The following is an 18,723-nucleotide window of genomic DNA, read 5'->3' as shown; positions in this document are numbered from 1 at the left end:
GGTCTTCCTTGCCTTCACGTGAGTACTCCCTCGGTGTCGGTGTGGCGCACGGTTCGGGCGGGCGGTGCGGACACGGCCTCCATCGCCCGTTCCAGTCGACGGCGGGCCCGGTGCAGCCGGACGGTGAAGGTCGCGGTGGTGCAGCCCAGGACTCGTGCGGCGTCCTTCGTGGTCAGTCCGTGCCAGGCGATCAGGGTCAGCAGTTCGCGGTCGGCGTCGGAGAGACTCGCCAGAGCCTGGAGTGCCGCCTCGCGATCGGCCAGGTCCGTGGCCACGTCCGTCGTCTCGTCCCGGCCGGTCGCGGCGATGCGCCGTGCCTCCTGCGAGGCGAGGGCGTACTGGTGGCTGTCCCGACGACGCAGCTCGCGCACCAGATTGCGGGCCACGCCCAGCAGCCAGGGCAGCGCGGGGTGCGGGAGTTCCCCCCGTCGTCTCCAGGCCACGGTGAACGTCTCGCTGGTGATGTCCTCACCGACATGACGTCCCACCTGGCTCGTGGCGTAGGCGAGGACGCGCGGGTAGCACTCCTCGTACACGTCCCGGAAGCGTTGAGCTTGGGTCACGCGCCGTCTCCTCGTGTCGGCTCTTTCAACAGGTAATGCGCGTGACGGCCGGGTTATTACAGGCTGAGTGAACGAATTCGTTCGATGCCCTGTTGCTGCTTCGAAAGGTGGGTGTGCTGCGCGCGCCGCCCCCATGCCCGTCGGCGGCCGCGGCCACCGGTGGCCGCGGGCGCCGAAGACGGTGCGCGTTGCCTCAGCTGAAGTCGGGCGCGCTGCTGCGCGTGCGCTTGATCTCGTAAAAGCTCGGCGTGGACGCGACGGCGAGGACACCGTCCCACAGGCGGGCGGCATCCTCGCCCTTGGGGGCGGGGTTCACGACGGGGCCGAAGAAGGCGACGGGATCGCCGCCCGCATCCTGACCCGGAACGGCGATGATCGGGCTGCCGACGTCCTGACCGACCAGGGTGATGCCCCTGTGGTGGGACGCCCGCAACTCCTCGTCGTACTGGTCCGTGTCACCGGCGTCGGCCAGGTCCACCGGCAGTCCGACCTCCCGCAACGCGGCTTCCAGGGTGGCCCGGTCCTTGGGCTGCTCCTGCAGGTGGTAGCGAGTACCCAGTGCGGTGTAGAGGGGTTCCAGTACCTCGGGACCGTGCTTGAGAGCGGCGGCGGTCAGGACACGCACCGGTGACCACGCCTCGCCCATCAGTACCCGGATGCGTTCGGGCAGCTCGTCCAGGCGGTTCTCGTTCAGGACCGACAGGCTCATGACGTGCCAGGACACCTGAACGGGCCGAGTCTCTGCGACCTCCAGCATCCAGCGGGAGGTGAGCCAGGTCCACGGGCACACGGGGTCGAACCAGAAGTCGACGGGCGTAGGGAGATCGGGAGAGGTCGATGTACGCATGGGGAACTCCAATCACCACTGCTGAAGGTGCCGTGTGGGCCAAGGCCGACCGTCGGCCGCCAGGCGGCGGCCAAGTCCGCATCGGCGAGGGCGCGGTCATCGGGACGCCGCTCGCTGGTTGATGCAGGTCTGGCTCATGGGCTCTCCGGCAGAACATGCGGTCGTGGCGGGCACGACGCCCGCGGAATTAGCCGACCGGTCGTCTAATGTATCAAAGGCGCGACACCCACTCAGGCGCTCCCGGCTGCCGAACCCCGAGCGTGACGTCACGGCGCCCGGCCTGCACGCCGAGCGCCGTGTCAGAAGGGAACCGACCTCTCACTTCTCCCGAAGCGCGGACCACCTGTCGCCGTGCTCCGCCCGCACTCCCGAAGCGCGTGCGTTCACTTGAGGAGTTCCAGCAGCCGGTCCCCCAGGATCGCGGCGGAGTGCGGGTTCTGGCCGGTGACGAGGTTCCGGTCCTCGACCATGTACGGCTCCCAGATCGGACCGCGACTGAAGTCGACGCCCACCTTTTCCTTCAGGTCGGTCTCGAGCAGCCACGTCGACCTGGCGGCGAGTCCGACGGCTTCTTCTTCCTCGTTCGTGAAGCATGTGACCCGGTAGCCCTTGAAGGGCGATTCGCCATGGATCCTGGTGGCCAGCATCGAGGCGGGCGCGTGACACACGATCGCCAGCGGCCTGCCCGAGGCGAGCTGGGCCGTCAGCAGCCGTCCCACGTCCGCGTCGAACGCCAGGTCGGCCATCGGACCGTGGCCACCGGGCAGGTACACGGCGTCGTAGTCCTCCAGGCGGACATCCGACAGCTTGAGCGGCCGGCGCATCACTTCCGCGGAACGAATGATGGCCTCCAGCTCCAAGGCCCCTTCCTCGCCACCCGCCATGGAGGGACGCAGGCTCATCATGTCGACGTTCGGGACCACGCCGTTCGGCGTCGCGACCACTACGTCATGGCCGGCTTCCGTGATCTTCTTGTACGGCATCGCGAACTCTTCGGCCCAGTAACCGGTCGCGTACCTGGTGCCGTCCTTGAGCACCCAGTACGTCGCCCCGGTCACGATGAAAAGGACCTTCGCCATCGCACTCCACCTCCTCGCCCCCGCCCTCCCCACCGCGGGGCCCAACTGACTTCCAACGTGTGACCAGAACCGATGCGGTCGCCCCGGCGCGGCTGGGCGACAGGTGAACTCCTCCCGTCCGTCACGCCCGAACGCCGACGTGTGAAGCGCCGGCCGTACACGTCCCGCGGCATGCCCCGGCTCAGGCCGGGATGCCGAACTCGGGCGTAAGAATGGCTCGCGCCGAACCGTGGGCGACGAGCCGGAAGACCGGCCGGGCAGGAGTCGCCCCCGCCGTGACGTCGAGCGTGGGGGCGTCCGTCACGTGGACTGCGACCACGTGACGCTGTGGGGCATCGCCTGACAGGGGTGCTGCGCCGAGGTAGCGACGCCGAGCGACTCCGCGTAGGTGATGTCGACGCCATGCGGCTCAAACGCCGGCACCGGGGGGGCAACGGACTGTAGGGGTCGAGCGGATGGGACGTACCCGTGGCCGCCGGTGGAGACCGGGCACGTCGCGCCCCGACGTTCACGGATCCACATGCAAGAAGCGCGAACTCTTCGGCCGGCCGACCGGTCGCGCACCTGGTGCCACATCGAGCACCCGGAACGTCACGCCGGTCACGATGACGGACACTCCACCATGAGGCATCACCTCCTCACCCCTATTTGACAAATTAGGGATGATTTGAACGGCTACCAGCCTAGGTACGACACCGCCACGGCGCATGTGGACAAACACCCCACAGCCCCTCTGCCCGGCGCCGCAGTGCGACCGTGTGCCCACGCACCCCGCTTCCGCTTCCCGGAACTGCGCTGCACACACGAACTGTTGCGGATCCGGACGCACACTCGGCAAGAACAAGGCGAGACGGAGCCAGGACTCGGCTTTACCGAAAATCCCGTCCGGCGAAGAGGACGTCACCAGCTTGACCGGTGACGAATCGTCCTGCCATCATGATCTCACCGGTTCAACCGGTGACGCTCGCGCATCATCGCGCGTGAAACCCCTGTCTCCCAAAGCGAAGGCGATCATGGATCTGAAGCTCGAGGTTGTGGTGCTGCCCGTCTCCGACGTCGACCGCGCCAAGAACTTCTACGAGAAGGCGGGATTCCGCCTGGATGTCGACTACGTCGCCGACGACGCCTACCGCGTCGTGCACCTGACCCCTCCCGGGTCGCAGTGCTCGATCCTCTTCGGCACCGGAGTCACCACTGCCGCACCCGGTTCGGTGCAGGGCCTGCACCTCATCGTCTCCGACATCGAGGCCGCCCATGCCGAACTCGTCGGCCGCGGCGTCGAGATGGGCGAGATCTTCCACGACGCGGGCGGGGTGTTCCACCGTGGCACGGAAGAAGGACGAGTCAGCGGACCGCAGCCGGAGCGCGCCAGCTACAGCTCGTTCGCAGCCTTCAACGACCCGGACGGCAACGGATGGGTGCTGCAAGAGGTCACCACCCGGCTGCCCGGCAGGTGATGACGAGCCCCTCGCACGCACCCGGCACCCCTGTCGGCTTCGAGCGCCGTCCACCTCCGACTCCCGGTGGCGGATCCCCGCGCATCTCTGTCGGCCGACAGGGACGACAGGCTGTTCGCCGACCCGTCGGCAGTCACGGGACACCACCCCGACCTGCGTGCGAACCGCCGTACGTGTCACTGACAGGGATTCTCAGTCGACCGCCTCGACCCTTACGGCTCCCACACCCCGTGTCACGGAACGCACAAGTATGTCGAAGAGGTATTTCTCGAACGGGTGCAGGCGCAGGATCACGACCCGCCCGGGTGTGAGTTCGGAGGCGGGCGAGAATCTCCGATCCCCCTCCCTCGTCCCGCTCACCATGGTGACCATCACCGGAGTACGGCTGACATTGCGCAGGGTCACGGCGGTCGTCGTCGGGCACTTGCCCGGTCGACCCGACCCGCAGTCGAAACGCACGTCACCGAAAGCCGTCGTACCGCACGACACTTCGTAACGTGGGTCGGGCAGCGACGTGCAGACGGCACCGGCCTCGATCACGGCGGCGACACGATCGCGGTCGGTGCCACCGTTCGCCGCGTGTGTCGCCATCGCCCCGAGGACGACAGCGACCGCGAGAGCGGCGGCCACGGCACCCACCAGCAGTCCACGCGCACGGCAGACGCGCTCGAAGAAGCGCGTGGCCCACGACGTCTCCGTGCAGTGCGCGACCGCCGGGTCAGAACCGTCCTCATCGGGCGTCGATGCGGTTTCGGTCGACTGCTCGGTCATGCGGAAGGATTCCTCCTCGCCGAATTCGGGAGCCGGATTCGGCAGTGGGGTGGGCGGCCGCCTGAGCGCGCACCACACGCGGGCGGCCACCCCCGTCCCGCCGCGAGGGGTGGTGCAGCGGGGGCTTGTCAGCGAGAACAAGGGCCTGCAGCTGCCTATCGTCCACGCAGCCGGTGAGGGTGCGCGTGATAGACGCCGAGGATGCGCACCTCGGACGAGAAGAAGCGCAACTCCTGCAGGGCGAGGTCGACTCGGGAGTCGTCGGGGTGTCCCTCGATCTCTGCGTAGAACCGGCTGGCGTTCAGCCCGGCACCGATCTGATAGCTCTCGATCTTGGTGAGGTTGACGCCACTGCTGGCGAAGCCACCCAGCGCCTTGTACAGCGCGCTGGGAATGTTCCGCACGGAGAAGAACAGACTCGTCATCGTCGGCTGCTCCGAGACGGGGGCCAGTTCGGCTTCCCGCGAGAGGACGACGAAGCGCGTGGTGTTGTCGGGATCGTCCTCGACTCCGGACCGCAGCACGTCGAGGCCGAACAGCCTTGCCGCGGCGGGCGGAGCGAGCGCCGCGTGCCGGTGGTCGCCCAGCTCCGCCACTTCACGTGCCGCCCCTGCCGTGTCGTCGCTGACCCGAGTGCGCCAGCCGCCCTCTCGCAGCACCTTGCGGCACTGGCCCAGCGCGTGCACGTGGCTGCGTACACACTCCACCTGATCGAGCGACGTGCCGGGGACACCCATCAGGTCGAAGCGGATGGGGAGGAAGTACTCGGCCACGATGAACAGCCCCGACTCCGGGAGCAGATGATGCACGTCGGCGACGCGTCCGGCCGCGGAGTTGTCGACCGGAATCACCGCGACGTCGGCGGAGCCGAGGGTGACCGCGTCGAGGGCCTGCTCGAAAGCGGTGCAGGGCAGTTCCCCGCCTTCGGGATACAACGCCCTGGCGGCGGTGGACGAGTTGGAGCCGGGTTCACCCTGATACGCGACGGTGGTCACCGTGTTGAGCCTTCCGTGTGGCGGACGTTGCTGTGGGGCGGCAGGAACTCCACCGCGAACCGCATGCACAGGAGTATCGGTGCTGAGTCCTCGATGAGACGCGCGGCATGTCGAGCCGCGCGTACTGCCGCAAGGCTCCGACTGCCGCAAGACTCCGAGAAGACGCACCGCCGCCGGACGGAGTCACGGACCGGCCGGACTTCCGGGCACGGCGGACTCCCGGACCGGAGACCGGATCGCTCCACCCGGTCCGGGACGCCACGTCAGCGGTGGCCACCGCCCGACGGCTGGGCAGTGACATCGTTCGAGTACACCAGGGCCGTCCGGTGGTTGTACTGGATGGTGTACATGGTCTTGCCGCCCTTGACGACCGTGCCGCCAATCACGAAGTAGTCGTCCGTGGCGGCGGGTGCGGCGGTCGCCACGTACGACTGCCCGGCGGGGATGGTGTACATGCTCAGCGGGCCCTGCGTGGACGGCTTCAGGCCGGCCGGGTACTCGGCGGCGTCGGGGTAGCTGGAGCCGTACACGGCGACCGGCCGGCTCCCGTCGGCCGCGCCGGACGAGACGACGGTCACGTCGTGCGCGCGCACCGTGTTGACACCGTGCGGGTTGTGGAACCAGACCTTCGACCCGCTGAACCAGATCGCGGTCCAGTCGCCCTTCTTGCCGGCGACCACGAACTGCTCGCCGGCCTGTGCCGTGCTCCCCCAGTCGGAGATCCGGTGCGTGCCCTCGGCACCACCGTGGATCGCCTGGTCCCCGAAGAGCGGCGCGTCCTTGGCGGGCGAGGTGCGCAGGTAGACGAAGTTCGACGGCTGATCCACGTAGGTGCAGGCCCCGACGGCACCCGTGGGGTCGTCGGAGGGGCAGATCTGAACCGTCTGCTTGTTGTGCGCGAGGTCAGGTGCCACCGTCACGACCGACCCGACATCGCCCACGCCGTGCCGCCCCTCCACCTGCGCGCCCAGGAGGGCCATGAAGTGCTCCCAGTCCCAGGCCGGACCCGGGTCCCAGTGCATACCGGCGACGGACGTCGAGTTGGGGCCGGGAACGTTGTCGTGGCCGATGATGTGCTGCCGGTCCAGCGGTATCTGGAACCGGGCGGCAAGGTACTTCACCAGTTCGGCGGTGGCCTCGTACTGCGCCTCCGTGTACCAGGCGGCACCGTGCGCCGCATACCCCTCGTGCTCGATACCGATCGAGTGCATGTTGGTCGAGTAGTTCCCGGCGTGGAACGCGAGGTCCTTCGTGGGCACCATCTGCGTCACCGCACCGTCGGAGGAACGCATCACATAGTGCGCGGCACTGGTCTTCGGCTGCTGGAAGGTGGTGACGGCGGCCTCGTACGACGACTCGGTGTCGTGGATGACGATGGTGTCGATCCTGATGCCGTTGGCCGGGCGGTCGGAGACCTGACCGTTGGAGGGGTCGGCGGCCACATAGGTGCAGTCCACCGTGTCCGGGCACTCGGTCGCCGCTGTCTTCGCCGTCGCCAGATGCAGCTCGGCCAACTGCCCCGTGTCGGGGGCGATCTCGGGTGTGTCCTTCAGGCGCAGATGCTGGCCGTCGGCCGTGGTCCGAGTGGCGCCGTGCTCGACGGTGGCGAAGACCCGGTTGGCGAAGGCCTTGGCGCCCTGCTGCGTGGTCGCCTGACTGAAGCGCGCGACAGCCCCGTACCAATCGCCCGGATCGGCGGAGGCCTTGACGTGCAGGCCCCTCTGGTACGAGGCGAGCAGTGCCGCGCCGCCACGGATGTTGGAGGCGGCGTCGGTACGCAGCTTCTCGGATGACAGGCCGGTGAGCTTCGCGGCCTGCTGCAGAGTGTGCAGAGCCGGGTTCGCGGCCAGCTTTGCGGCGTCGGCGCGTCCGGCGGCTCCGGCGTCGCTCTCGGCGATCATCGCCGGGGTGACGTCGGTCAAGTGCATCGGACCGTAACCGCCCTCGGCACTCTGCTGTCCGGCGTGCCCCTCCCATGCCGACTCCTGATAGGCCACGCCGAGCAGCACCTCCTGCGGTACGTGGAATTCGGCGGCCGCGTCCGCGAAGGAACGCTGCCGCGCGGCGTCGGCCGCGTCGCTGCCACCGGTGGCCTGCGCCACCCGCGGCACGGCGACCGAGCCTGCGACGGCGAGTACTCCTGTCGCGGTGATCAGGGCACGGCGACGCCGTGGCACAAGACGGTGGGCACGTTGGCTTTTTGCCATGGAAGACACCAAATCCACTACAAGAGAAGGTCAGTGACGCTCAGGCTGCCCTCACCGGCGGGACCGGAGCCCCTGCTCGACGCCGAACACACCCCGTGAGGCGCCGAGTCGGTGAGAGCGGACAGCAGCCCCCGGGGTTCCCGGTGCACCGTCGACCAGGTCGTCGGCCGCGGTGCAGCGCCAAGTCGGGCTCTGTCCTTGTCGGCGTCATCACACGCGGGTTCGTGCGGAACGCCCCGCCGCTGCCGGATCGCGCGCGGAGCAGTTTCGCGGCACAGAGCCGTCGGAGGTGACGGAATTCCACGTGTACTTGCCGACGCAAGTAAGTACAGCAGAAATCCGGTGCATGACGCAAACAGCTGACGCGATATCCGGCGCCGGGAAATGGGACAAATGTCACGCTGCGCATAATGCGACCGCCGGCCCGAGCGAATGCGCCATCAGGAACGTCTCGCACGACTCCCCGTCCAGCCGCCTCGCCGCCCCGCTCCCCCGGCAACCGGTGAGCCCAGTCGGGTCAGTTGCCGGCGGACATGCCCCCGGCATCGAGGCGCCGGAGCACCGCACCGACGTTCACCGCGCGGGTAGGCCGGCAGGCGCAGCGCTCCGGCATTCCGTACCGGATTCGAAGGTTCCTCAGCTCATGGGGATCACGCCGCGGCGCCGCTCAGGAACGGCCGGACCGCGAAGGGCCGCTCAACCGACGCGGCCCGGATCGTTGGGGTGCGCCTGCAGCGGGGTGACCACCGCGGTCATCCAGGGCCACAACGGCAGGCTGCCGAGCACCCTCTCGCGCAGTTCGGTTTCGTCGTCGGCGCTCCACACCCCGATGCTGCGAAGCTCTCCGACCGGACGCCACAGCCGGAACAGGTGCCCCTGGGCGGCAAGTTCCTCGGCCCGTACGGCTTCGGCGGCGCGGCGCCTGTCGACCTCCGCCGGGTCGGTGCCCTCGGGCACCGTCGTGGTCAGTTCGACCAGGAACTCTTTCATGATCTCTTCCTCTCTCGGTCCGACGCGCGAACGAAGGTTCCGCCGCCGGCATGCGCCGGAGGCGAGGTACGGACGCCCGGCGGAGGGGGCGCAGTCGAGGCCCCCTCCGCGCGAACGCCTGTCGGTACCGCGTTCGTCAGGCGGCCGCGGCCTTGAGGGACCCGGCGACCTTGATCACGCGCTCGACCTGGATACGGGCGGCGGCACGCGCGACGTCGTCCACCGGGTTGGCGCCCTGTCCGTCGACGTGGGAGGTGCCGTACGGGTTGCCGTCGACGAACTTGTGCGGGTCGGTGAAACCGGGCGTGACGGTGAGCCCGCCGAAGTGGTGGATCGAGGTGTAGAGGGACAGGAGGGTCGCCTCCTGGCCGGCATGCGCCGTGGCGCTGGAGACGAAGCCGCTGTAGACCTTGTCGGCCAGCTTGCCCTCGGCCCACAGGCCGCCCAACGTGTCGATGAACTGCTTCAGCTGGGCGGAGACGTTGCCGAAGCGGGTCGGCGTACCGAACAGCACGGCGTCGGCCCACTCGATGTCCTCGGGGGTGGCCTCGAGTACGTCGGCGGTGGCCGCGTGATGGGCGGCCCAGGCGGGGTTGGAGTCGATGGCCGCCTGAGGCGCCAGCTCGGCGACCTTCAGGAGGCGAACCTCGGCGCCGGCCTTAACGCCCGCGTCGTGGAGTTCCTTCGCGATCTCCCCGATCGTGCCGGTGGAGGAGTAGTAGACGATGGCGAGCTTGACGGGAGTGGCCACGAGAGCGCTCCGTTCTGAGAAGGGAAGTGACGGGACGACTGACTAGCCGACCGGTCGCCAAAACTAGACGACCGGTCTAGTACCGTCAAACCCGATCGACTGTGGAGCGCGACACAAGCCTCATGGCGGGACTTCTCGAAGTCGATCCGACCGTCCATGACAAGGAAGAGCGCTCCGTTACACCCCTCGACCGCCCCATTCCCCCGCGCGTCGCCGCGCGCCCCCGCAGCCCTATCTTCGCTGGAGTTGTTAGTCTAGTTAAGACGACCGGTCATTTTGCCGATGCTTGGTCAACGCCCACCCGGCTCGCCACACATGGGCCGTCACTCACGGGACCACCCCTCGCACACGGACAGAGCAACACTCAGGAGCAGGAGCAGTCATGTCCACATACCGCGCCTTCGAGGCCACCGGAGTCCACAACCTGCAGTTGGTCGAGCGCGAACTCACCGCGCCCGCACCGGGGCAGGTACGCCTGCGGGTGGAGACCTGCGGCATCTGTCACACCGACGTCCTGGCCGTGGAGGGCCTGCGCAGCGACCCCTCGCGCCCCATCGTTCCGGGGCATGAGATCGTCGGTGTCATCGATGCCGTCGGCACCGGCGTCACCGCGTGGCAGCCCGGCGACCGAGTCGGCGTCGGCTTCCTCAACGGGCAGTGCTGGGAGTGCGAGCCGTGCCGCCGCGGTGACTTCGTGAACTGTCTGAACCAGCAGCAGACCGGAACCACGACCGACGGCGGATACGCGGAAGTGGCCTACGCCCGGGCCAGTGGGCTGGTGCGCATCCCCGAGGGCATCTCGGCGATCGACGCCGCTCCGCTGCTGTGCGCCGGCCTGACCACCTTCATCGCCCTTCAGCAGAGCCCGACCAGGGCCGGCGCCCTGGTGGCCGTGCAGGGCATCGGCGGCCTGGGGCACCTGGCCCTCCAGTACGCGCGCAGCCTCGGCCACCGTGTCGCCGCCGTGGCCCGGGGCACGGAGAAGGAGGCGTACGCCCGTCAGTTGGGCGCCGATGAGTACATCGACAGCAGCAGCACCGACCCCGGAGCGGCCCTGAGCGCCCTCGGCGGCGCCTCCGTCATCGTCGCCACGGCGTCCAGCGGTGCCTCCATGAACCCTCTGGTCCGCGGCCTCGCACCGAACGGCAGGCTCGTCGTGGTCGGTGCCGCGCCCGACCCGCTGACCGTCTCCACCCCCGACCTGATCTTCGGCACGCATTCCATCGTCGGCAGCCTGACCGGTTCGTCCATCGAGAACGAGGACAACCTGGCGTTCAGCCTCGCCCACGACATCCGTCCCAGCGTCGAGGTCATGCCGTTCACCCAGGCACGGGAGGCATACGAGCGCATGCTGTCGGGACAGGCGCGATTCCGGGTCGTCCTCGACATGGCGGCCTGAGACATCGGCGGTGCGGGGTGGGATCCGTCCCTCCCCGCACCGCCGTGCGGGCACGTCGTGCTCACAGCTGACCGGCGAGCCGCTGCAATGTCTGTGCGGTGCGTTCCTCTCTCGCCTGGCGGTATCCCGTGCCGGCCCACAGATGGATGAGCCGGGTGTCGCCCGCCGCGGAGGCGGCCTTGCGCAGTGGCGCGGTGAGGTGGTGCACGGCCGGGTAGCCGGCCGGAGCCACGGAGTCGTAGCGGTCCGTGAAGTGGTTGCGCAGGGCACGGGCCGGTCGGCCGGTGAAGGCGCGGGTCAGGACAGTGGTGTCGAAGGCAGGGTCGGCCAAGGCCTGCTTGTGGGGAACGGACGCGCCGCTCTCGTCCGTGCGCAGGAGGAGGGTGCCGACCATCGTGGCGTCCGCGCCCGCGCGCAGGGCCGCCGTCACGTCTGCGGGGGTGGCGATGCCTCCGGCCGCGAGGAGCGGGAGCGCGGTGCTGTGCCGGACGCTCGCGACCAGCTCGGGCAGTGGGACGTCGTCGAGCGGGCGGCCGGGGGTGAGCGTGGCCGAATGCCCGCCGGCGGCGGCGCCCTGCACGATCAGCGCGTCGACTCCCGCCTCCGCCGCCCGACGTGCCTCGTCCGCCGATGTGACGCTCTGCAGCACGGTGGTGCCGGACCGCCGCACCGCCTCGATGACGTCGGGGTCCGGAATGCCGAACGTGAAGGAGACCCACGGGACGGTGCTCCCGATGACCAGGTCCACCTTCTCCTCCCAGGCGTCGTCGTCCTCCACGGGAGTGCCGTGATTCAGATTCAGCCCGTATCGGTCGGCTTCCGGCTGCAACGTCTGCGCGTACGTGCGATGGCTCCCGGGCGACACGGGAACCGGACTGGGAGTGAACAGGTTGACCCCGAAGGGGACGCCGTCCGCCCGGACGGCGCGCATCTGGTCGGCGAGCGCCTGTGCCGTCTTGTAGCCGCCGGCCAGGAAACCGAGACTGCCCGCACGCGCGGCCGCCGCGACCATGTCGGGAGTGCTCGGTCCGCCGGCCATCGGCGCGGCCAGCACCGGCAGCTCGACGCCGATGTCCGAAAGCAATGAGCTCATCGCCGGCTTCTCCTCTGCTCCATCTGGACGGAACGGGCCGTCCCCGGCTCACGTGTCGCCGCAGGTGCCGCAGCCGTCCGCCACCGGCGCCGGGTCGTCCGTGTATCGCACACATGTGACGTTAGACAGCGCGAGAGGCCTTGTGAAATGCCGATTAGGCTGGGTCCATGCGCGACAGGCATCGATCCACCGAGGGGTGACCGACGTCGTGGATGTCGAACTGCGCCACCTACGGGCATTCGCCGCCGTGGCACGCGCCCACTCCTTCTCCGGCGCCGCCCAGCAGTTGTTGATCACGCAGCCGGCCCTGAGTCGCACGATCGCCCAGCTGGAGGGTGCGCTGAGCGTCCGGCTGCTCGACCGCACCTCACGGCAGGTCGAACTGACCGACGCCGGGGCCGAGTTCCTCGTGCATGTGGAGCGTGTCCTCGCCACCTTCGAGCAGGCCCTGGACGCCGCACGCCGCATGGTCACTCTGCGGCTCGGCTTCAGCTGGTTGCTGCCGGATCCCTGGGCTCAGCGGACCGTGGACAGCTTCGAGGCGGCCACCGGCGCGTCCGTCACCCTCGCCCGCACCGACGATCCCGTGCAGGCCCTGCGCCAGAGTGCCGTCGATGTCGCGGTGGTACGTGGCGACATGCCCCTGCCCCGACCCATAAAAGTCGTTCATCTGTACGACGAACCGCGCATCGCCGTATGTGCCAGGCAGTGCGCACTCGCCGAACGCGGCCGGCTGGACTGGACCGAGGTCCAGCAATGGCCCCTGGTCGTCAACACGGTGAGCGGTACGACCGGCCCCGGATCCTGGCCGGCGGAACAGCGCCCGAAGCAGATCGTGAAGACCGCCAATTACGACGAGTGGGTGGAGACGGTGGCCGCGAACCGAGGCATAGGCATCGTTCCCGAGGTGGCGCGGCGTCGCACCAGGCACCCTGCTCTCCGCTTCGTGACCCTGACCAATGCGCCTCCGGTGGCGGTCGGCCTCGCCCATCTGTCGAACGGCCCCCGTACGCTCATCCGCCGCTTCCTCGAAGCCGGTGTCGCGGCGGCCCGCACCGGGACGACCGCCACACACGAGTGACCAGCGCCGATGCCCGCACGGCATGGATGCCTCACGGAAGGCATTTCCCCGGCTCCGCACGGATCATTAGCTTGAACGTGTCCGCAGTGATGGAACGCTCAGCGAGGGTGGCAATGACGAACAGAGAGCTGTCCCGGCAGGACTGCGCCGTCACCGTGCTCGGCGGCCCCACTGCCGTGATCGACATGGGCGGCCTGCGCCTCGTCAGCGATCCGACGTTCGACGATCCCGGTCCGCACGGGTACCTGACCAAGACGGCAGGGCCGGCTGTCGACGAGAACGCCCTGGGCTCCGTCGACGTGGTGCTGGTCAGCCATGACCAGCACCCGGACAATCTCGACGAGCGTGGGCGGGCGTTCGCCGTAGCGGCCCCTCTGGTCCTGGCGGGCCCGCTCTCCGCTGCGCGGCTCGGCGAACGGGCCGTCGGTCTGGCCCCCTGGACGAGCCATCACGTCCCCCGCCCGGACGGCCGCGGCGACCTCACCGTCCTCGCGGTCCCGGCGGTACATGGACCGGAAGACGGAGAGCGTGACGCCGACGGCAACGTCAACTGCGAGGTCACCGGGTTCGTCCTGTCCGGCCAGGGGCTTCCCACGCTCTACATCAGCGGCGACAACGCCTCCGTCCGTACGGTGGCGGAGGTCTCCCGCCGCGTCCCGGACATCAGTGCCGCGCTGCTCCACGCCGGAGCGGCCCGTGTGCCGGCGAAGTTCGACGGACGGCCGCTGTCCATGGACAGCCGTCGTGCCGCCGCGGCGGCAGCCGTGCTGGATGCGGACGTCGTGGTCCCCGCCCACTACGACGGCTGGACCCACTTCTCCGAAGGGCTCGCCGATCTGGAGCTCGCCTTTCAGGAAGCCGGACTGAGGTCGCTCCTGCACAGCGCCCCACACGGTTCCTGGGTGGCTCTGCGCCCCTGACTCGGAACTGTGGAAGACCGCGGGGGCGCATTCCGCCACTCTCCTCATTGACGAGGAAACCAACGCAGAATCTACTTGACTCGGCAATTAGTATGATGCTTGCGCTGAGATGTCCCGGGAAGGCGACCACGCGCCGGCACCCACTGCTGCTCCTTTCTCCGCCGCATCGACGCACATCGGCGTGCGCCGGTCGTGCGGCGCCGAAAGCCGGCCCGTCGTGACGCCCGCACGCGGCATCGGGGCCCTCCGACGGGCCGTGGCTGCGGCGGTCTCCGACGGACGGTGACTGCACCGGTCACGGCCTCGCGCGCCTGGTCGTTCGCTCCACGGAGCCGCTCTTCCCGGTCGTGACCACGGCGGTCCACGCACAAGACAGCACAGTGATACGTGAGGAATGACAGCGGAACATGGATGCGACAGTCCGGTACTCCATCCTCGGCACCGTGCGCGCGCTTCGCGGTGACACCGAGGTCGACTTCGGCCCTCCGAAGCGGCTTGCCCTGCTCTCCCTGCTGTTGCTGCGCGCGCCCGGTCCCGTCTCACTGAGCGACGCCGTGGACGTCCTGTGGGACGACGAACCACCGGCCAGTGCCGTCAACGTGGTGCACCGGCACATCGGAGCGCTCCGTAAGATCCTCGAACCGGGCCTGCAGAGCAGGACCGACGCCGCACACCTGTCCCGCGCGGCCGACGGCTACCGCCTCCAGGTCGACCCGACGACCTCCGACCTCCTGCGCTTTCGTGACCTCCGCACTCAGGCACAAGTCGCCCTCAAGGACGGCGACGCCGTGCGGGCCGCCCAGATTCTCGCCGAGGCCCTTGCCCTCTGGCGCAGCCCGGTGGTCGCCGAAGGCACCTCTGTCGCCCGGCACCCGGTGTTCACTTCCGTCGGGCACGAATATGTGGCGACGGTCAAAGAGGCCGCCGACGTCGTACTGACCTCGGCTCCGACGCTCACGGAGGACGTACTCGCAGCCCTGCGACGTGCCGTGGAGCGCCACCCGTTCGACGAGGCCCTCCATGCGCGGATCATCTCCGTCCTGGCCGCCACCGGTCGACGGGCCGAAGCCCTGGGGCAGTTCGAGGCCGTGCGTCGCAGTCTGGCCGACGAACTCGGCGTCGAACCCGGTCCCGGCCTGAGAGCCGCCCGGCAGCACCTCGAACATCGCAGGTTCCCCGGGGACACGGACCGGCCGACGGCGCCGGCCGACGCGGTCGGGGCACCGGCTCACCTGCCGCCCGCATCCGTGCCCTTCGCCGGCCGCCAGGAGGCGTTGAAGCAGTGCCTGGAGCTTCTGCCGCGGGAGAGCGAGAACGAGTCCGCCGCTTCCACCGTCGTCCTGTGCGGTATGGCGGGCGTCGGGAAGACGACCCTGTCCCTGCACTGGGCCCACACGGCCGCCGACCGCTTCCCCGACGGACAGGTCCATGTCGACCTCCAGGGATACCACTCCTCGCAGCCACCCCTCGACCCGGCCCAGGTCATGAGGACGGTGCTCGACGCACTGGGCGTCGGCCTGAGCGGGGCGGTCCCCGACGACACGGCACTCGACTCCGTCTACCGACGGGCACTGGCCGGACGACGACTGCTGATCGTCCTGGACGACGCCCGTGACTGCGAACAGGTCCGCCCACTGCTGCCTACGACTCCGGGCTGTCTCGTGATCGTCACCAGCCGTCGGCGACTGGAGGGTCTGGCCGTCACCCACGACGCGCACATCCTCACGCTCGAACCGATGACGGTGCCGGAGGGACTCCAACTCCTCGAACGACGCCTGGGCCCGGAGAGGATCAAGGCCGAACACGGCTCGGCCGAGGAGATCGTCGAACTGTGCGGAGGGCTGCCGCTGGCACTGGCCGTGGCCGCCACACGAGCCTTGTCACGACCGGGGTTCTCTCTCGCCTCGCTCGCGGCCCAACTGCAGGGCAGCCTGGTCGCCTTGTCGAGCCAGGACGCCTCCACGGACGTCCGCAGCGCATTCCGGCGTTCCTACGAAGGCCTCACCGCCCGTGCGGCAACGCTCCTGCGCCTGCTCAGTCTTCACCCCTCACGTGACGTCACACTCAATGCCGCCGCCAGCCTGGCCGGAACGGACCTCCGTACGACGATGGAGGGCATGGCCGAGTTGGTCGATCACCATCTGCTCGTCGAGACGGCCCCGGAGCGGTACACCTGCCACGATCTGCTCCGCGCCTGGGCAACGGAGCTGAGTTCGACGCTGGACGGGACCGGTGTGCGGTCCCAGGCGCGTGCGCGGATGTTCGAGCACTATCTGTACAGTGCCGATGCCGCGAACGCCTTCCTCGCACCGGAACGCCGTACGGTGATCCTGCCGCCGCCGCGGCCGGGAGTCCGGCCGGAGACGTTCTACGGACGCGCCGACGCCGCCGAGTGGATCACTGCCGAACGGAATCTCCTGCCCGCCCTCGTCCAGGAGACGGGCCATTCCCACCAGCGCGAGACGCTCCGGCAGCAACTCACCTGCCCACTCGGCATGTCACCGCGCTCGGAGGCCGTTGAGGCGTAGCACCGCGCGGCGCGGACGGTCGAGGGGCGCCGCCGCCTGTTCCGTGGTGCGGGTGCCATGGAACCCATGGCCGGGCGATGTCCCGCGGGCGGTTCAGGCGACCGCGTCCACGTGGAGTGCCTCACGAAGTTTGCGCAGGGCGTTGTGCTGACGGGATTTCACGGTTCCCGCAGGTATGCCGAGGATGGCGGCCGTCTCCTTGATGGTGCGGTCGCACAGATAGAGGTGGACCAGGACCGCCCGGTGTTCCGGGGACAGCCGCCGCAGCGTGGGACGGGCCACCATGGCGTGGTGCACCGCCTCGACGTCGTCGGTGCCCGACGAGGGTTCGTTGTAGGTACCTCCCACAACCTCCCTGCGTGCGTGCGGCTTTCGCACCCAGTCCACGACGAGGTGACGGGTCACGGTGAACAGCCACCCTTTCACCGAGCCTTCCGTCCCGAGCAGTCGGTCCATGTTCCGCCAGGCCCGGATCATCGTCTCCTGCACGACGTCCTCGGCGAGCCCACGGTCGCCCAGCATCCTCTCCGCGTACGCGACAAGCCCGTGCCGGTGCTCTCTCATGATGAGCCCGAGCAGCTCCGAACCAGTCGCTTCCGTGGGGGGCGTAGCCATCGTCTTCTGAGCCGTCCTGGTTCTCTGACACAACCGTCGGAGGCCGGATGCAGCCTCTGCACGCGCACTGTAGGCAACGACAGGTGTCCGAAAACTGCCGCATTTGTGACGCCTACGAGGTGCCGTCGAGTCCCGGGTGTGTCGCCGCACGCAGCCACGCTCGGGATCAGGACCTGCGAAGGGCCAGGACCATACCCCTCGGACCGCTCGGCGGAAGCCCCTGCACACAGCGGGCGACAAGCCCAGCGCGGCGGAGCGAGCATGTGAACCCCGGCGACCGCAGATACGTGTCTCTTGCGAGGGAAGCGTCGGCGCCGCGGCGCTCATACGCTGGACATGCCCACCGGCGACGGAGCCTTCGGCCGCACTGACCCGGCCGCCGCGGTGAGCACAGTGCGTCACTCCGCGCGAAGGCCACGGATGTCGGCTGCACTGTGCTCGTGTCGCACACCCTTGGTCCGCTCGGGCACCGCCACATCATGGGAGTCGGAAGAGAATGCACAAGGTCCTGCGAGGAGAAGACGTGGTGCGCATCGACCGCGACGTCCACCTGGTCTCCGGCAGCAACACGAACTGGGTGATCGTCAAGGACGGCGACAGTTGCACGCTGATCGACACCGGTTACCCGGCCGACCACGACACCTTGCTGGCGTCCCTGGACGCCGTCGGGCTGGCTCCGGACGCAGTGACCGCCATCCTGGTCACGCACGCCCACAACGACCACATCGGGTCGGCGGAGCGCCTTCGCCTCGCTCACGGCGTGCCTGTCGTCATGCATCACGAGGAGGTCCCGCATGCCCGCCGGGACTATCTCGACCAGGTGTCCGTGGCCCAGGTGCTGGCCCAGGCATGGCGACCGGGAGTGATCCCCTGGGCGGTGCACGCGCTGCGCGCCGGAGGCACGGCACACGTCCCCGTCCGCGTCGCCCGGACCTTTCCCGACACCGGGCCACTGGACCTGCCCGGGGCACCCGTCCCCATCCACACGCCCGGTCACACCCAGGGCCACTGCGCCTACCACCTGCCGGGCAGCGGCATCCTCGTCACGGGCGACGCCCTGGTGACGGCGCACCCCACGTCTCGCCTCTCCGGTCCTCAGTTGCTGCCCGACATGTTCCACACCGACCGCAGCCGTGCACTGGACGCACTCGACGCGGTCGAGTCCGTGGACGCCGACGTCATAGCCCCCGGCCACGGCCCCGTCCACCACGGGTCCCCCAGGGAAGCCGTCGCGCAGGCCCGCGCCCACGCCGGGACGTAGTCCGGGGAGCCGGGGCCGAGCCGTGTCAGGTCCGGTTCCGGTCCGACAGCATCAACACTCTTGTCCGGCGCGGCGACCAGCACGTCGACGTCGAGCGTGCCCAACGAGTCTAGCGCCGCGTCGAGTTCGAGCGATGTCTCGGCCTCCGGGCCGCAGTCCGCGATCG

General features: G+C 69.2%; 16 protein-coding genes. 6 read left to right on the top strand and 10 right to left on the bottom strand.

Translation table 11 applies throughout. The features are described from left to right. Positions 1-14: 14 nt before the first annotated feature. The 3 genes from ABEB03_RS25875 to ABEB03_RS25865 all read right to left on the bottom strand — a co-directional run bounded on the left by ABEB03_RS25875 (position 15) and on the right by ABEB03_RS25865 (position 2,489). Positions 15-563 carry an RNA polymerase sigma factor gene (locus ABEB03_RS25875; RefSeq protein ID WP_345654118.1) on the bottom strand — a complete coding sequence of 183 codons (549 nt, stop codon included), beginning with the start codon at positions 561-563 and terminating at the stop codon, positions 15-17. A 193-nt stretch (positions 564-756) separates the two neighbouring features. Next, entirely contained in the window at positions 757-1,410 is a 654-nt protein-coding gene (locus ABEB03_RS25870) for a DsbA family oxidoreductase (protein ID WP_345654115.1), read from the bottom strand. 383 nt (positions 1,411-1,793) lie between these two features. Then, entirely contained in the window at positions 1,794-2,489 is a 696-nt protein-coding gene (locus ABEB03_RS25865) for a type 1 glutamine amidotransferase domain-containing protein (RefSeq protein WP_345654112.1), read from the bottom strand. 1,013 nt (positions 2,490-3,502) lie between these two features. Between ABEB03_RS25865 and ABEB03_RS25860 the strand changes: the two genes are divergently transcribed. Continuing rightward, on the top strand, positions 3,503-3,946 hold the full coding sequence (locus tag ABEB03_RS25860; RefSeq protein WP_345654109.1) for a VOC family protein: 444 nt from the start codon (positions 3,503-3,505) through the stop codon (positions 3,944-3,946). Positions 3,947-4,138: 192 nt separating this feature from the next. On the opposite strand, the gene ABEB03_RS25855 is transcribed toward ABEB03_RS25860, so the two are convergent. The 5 genes from ABEB03_RS25855 to wrbA form a co-directional block, all read right to left on the bottom strand. Beyond that, positions 4,139-4,717: a hypothetical protein gene (locus ABEB03_RS25855; protein ID WP_345654106.1), complete on the bottom strand. Its 579-nt coding sequence runs from the start codon at positions 4,715-4,717 to the stop codon at positions 4,139-4,141. Positions 4,718-4,872: 155 nt separating this feature from the next. Then, positions 4,873-5,712, bottom strand: coding sequence for a prephenate dehydratase (locus ABEB03_RS25850; RefSeq protein WP_345654103.1), 840 nt, complete (start codon positions 5,710-5,712; stop codon positions 4,873-4,875). Between the two features lie 263 nt (positions 5,713-5,975). Then, positions 5,976-7,919: an N-acetylmuramoyl-L-alanine amidase gene (locus tag ABEB03_RS25845; protein ID WP_345654100.1), complete on the bottom strand. Its 1,944-nt coding sequence runs from the start codon at positions 7,917-7,919 to the stop codon at positions 5,976-5,978. A gap of 696 nt (positions 7,920-8,615) precedes the next feature. Further along, positions 8,616-8,909: a muconolactone Delta-isomerase family protein gene (locus ABEB03_RS25840; protein ID WP_345654097.1), complete on the bottom strand. Its 294-nt coding sequence runs from the start codon at positions 8,907-8,909 to the stop codon at positions 8,616-8,618. Between the two features lie 136 nt (positions 8,910-9,045). Beyond that, entirely contained in the window at positions 9,046-9,660 is a 615-nt protein-coding gene (wrbA, locus tag ABEB03_RS25835) for an NAD(P)H:quinone oxidoreductase type IV (RefSeq protein WP_345654093.1), read from the bottom strand. A 382-nt stretch (positions 9,661-10,042) separates the two neighbouring features. Between wrbA and ABEB03_RS25830 the strand changes: the two genes are divergently transcribed. Continuing rightward, a complete protein-coding gene (locus ABEB03_RS25830) occupies positions 10,043-11,059 on the top strand; it encodes an alcohol dehydrogenase catalytic domain-containing protein (protein WP_345654090.1) in 1,017 nt (338 codons plus the stop codon). A 61-nt stretch (positions 11,060-11,120) separates the two neighbouring features. On the opposite strand, the gene ABEB03_RS25825 is transcribed toward ABEB03_RS25830, so the two are convergent. Beyond that, positions 11,121-12,152: an NAD(P)H-dependent flavin oxidoreductase gene (locus ABEB03_RS25825; protein ID WP_345654087.1), complete on the bottom strand. Its 1,032-nt coding sequence runs from the start codon at positions 12,150-12,152 to the stop codon at positions 11,121-11,123. Positions 12,153-12,348: 196 nt separating this feature from the next. On the opposite strand from ABEB03_RS25825, the gene ABEB03_RS25820 reads away from it, so the two are divergent. From ABEB03_RS25820 to ABEB03_RS25810, 3 genes are all read left to right on the top strand, one after another. Continuing rightward, positions 12,349-13,233, top strand: a complete 885-nt coding sequence (locus ABEB03_RS25820; protein WP_345654085.1) for a LysR family transcriptional regulator — start codon at positions 12,349-12,351, stop codon at positions 13,231-13,233. A gap of 113 nt (positions 13,234-13,346) precedes the next feature. Further along, positions 13,347-14,153, top strand: coding sequence for an MBL fold metallo-hydrolase (locus ABEB03_RS25815; RefSeq protein WP_345654083.1), 807 nt, complete (start codon positions 13,347-13,349; stop codon positions 14,151-14,153). Between the two features lie 407 nt (positions 14,154-14,560). After that, a complete protein-coding gene (locus ABEB03_RS25810; protein ID WP_345654080.1) occupies positions 14,561-16,681 on the top strand; it encodes an AfsR/SARP family transcriptional regulator in 2,121 nt (706 codons plus the stop codon). Between the two features lie 93 nt (positions 16,682-16,774). Here the strand turns inward: ABEB03_RS25810 and ABEB03_RS25805 are convergent, their stop codons facing one another. Beyond that, a complete protein-coding gene (locus ABEB03_RS25805) occupies positions 16,775-17,296 on the bottom strand; it encodes a sigma-70 family RNA polymerase sigma factor (protein ID WP_345654077.1) in 522 nt (173 codons plus the stop codon). A gap of 496 nt (positions 17,297-17,792) precedes the next feature. Here ABEB03_RS25805 and ABEB03_RS25800 point away from each other — a divergent pair, with 496 nt between their 5' ends. Continuing rightward, positions 17,793-18,557, top strand: coding sequence for an MBL fold metallo-hydrolase (locus ABEB03_RS25800; protein WP_345654074.1), 765 nt, complete (start codon positions 17,793-17,795; stop codon positions 18,555-18,557). The last annotated feature ends 166 nt before the right edge of the window (positions 18,558-18,723 follow it).

Origin of the sequence: Streptomyces siamensis (genome assembly GCF_039543605.1) — a bacterium.
GTDB classification, from domain to species: domain Bacteria; phylum Actinomycetota; class Actinomycetes; order Streptomycetales; family Streptomycetaceae; genus Streptomyces; species Streptomyces siamensis.
This window is presented reverse-complemented; position numbering and strand designations above follow the sequence as displayed.

Excerpts from the sequence above, each read along its gene's own strand:
- ABEB03_RS25870 (WP_345654115.1), bottom strand. The coding sequence starts at position 1,410 with ATGCGTACATCGACCTCTCCCGATCTCCCTACGCCCGTCGACTTCTGG.
- ABEB03_RS25865 (WP_345654112.1), bottom strand. The coding sequence starts at position 2,489 with ATGGCGAAGGTCCTTTTCATCGTGACCGGGGCGACGTACTGGGTGCTC.
- ABEB03_RS25860 (WP_345654109.1), top strand. The coding sequence starts at position 3,503 with ATGGATCTGAAGCTCGAGGTTGTGGTGCTGCCCGTCTCCGACGTCGAC.
- ABEB03_RS25855 (WP_345654106.1), bottom strand. The coding sequence starts at position 4,717 with ATGACCGAGCAGTCGACCGAAACCGCATCGACGCCCGATGAGGACGGT.
- ABEB03_RS25845 (WP_345654100.1), bottom strand. The coding sequence starts at position 7,919 with ATGGCAAAAAGCCAACGTGCCCACCGTCTTGTGCCACGGCGTCGCCGT.
- ABEB03_RS25840 (WP_345654097.1), bottom strand. The coding sequence starts at position 8,909 with ATGAAAGAGTTCCTGGTCGAACTGACCACGACGGTGCCCGAGGGCACC.
- ABEB03_RS25830 (WP_345654090.1), top strand. The coding sequence starts at position 10,043 with ATGTCCACATACCGCGCCTTCGAGGCCACCGGAGTCCACAACCTGCAG.
- ABEB03_RS25825 (WP_345654087.1), bottom strand. The coding sequence starts at position 12,152 with ATGAGCTCATTGCTTTCGGACATCGGCGTCGAGCTGCCGGTGCTGGCC.
- ABEB03_RS25815 (WP_345654083.1), top strand. The coding sequence starts at position 13,347 with ATGACGAACAGAGAGCTGTCCCGGCAGGACTGCGCCGTCACCGTGCTC.
- ABEB03_RS25810 (WP_345654080.1), top strand. The coding sequence starts at position 14,561 with ATGGATGCGACAGTCCGGTACTCCATCCTCGGCACCGTGCGCGCGCTT.
- ABEB03_RS25805 (WP_345654077.1), bottom strand. The coding sequence starts at position 17,296 with ATGGCTACGCCCCCCACGGAAGCGACTGGTTCGGAGCTGCTCGGGCTC.
- ABEB03_RS25800 (WP_345654074.1), top strand. The coding sequence starts at position 17,793 with ATGCACAAGGTCCTGCGAGGAGAAGACGTGGTGCGCATCGACCGCGAC.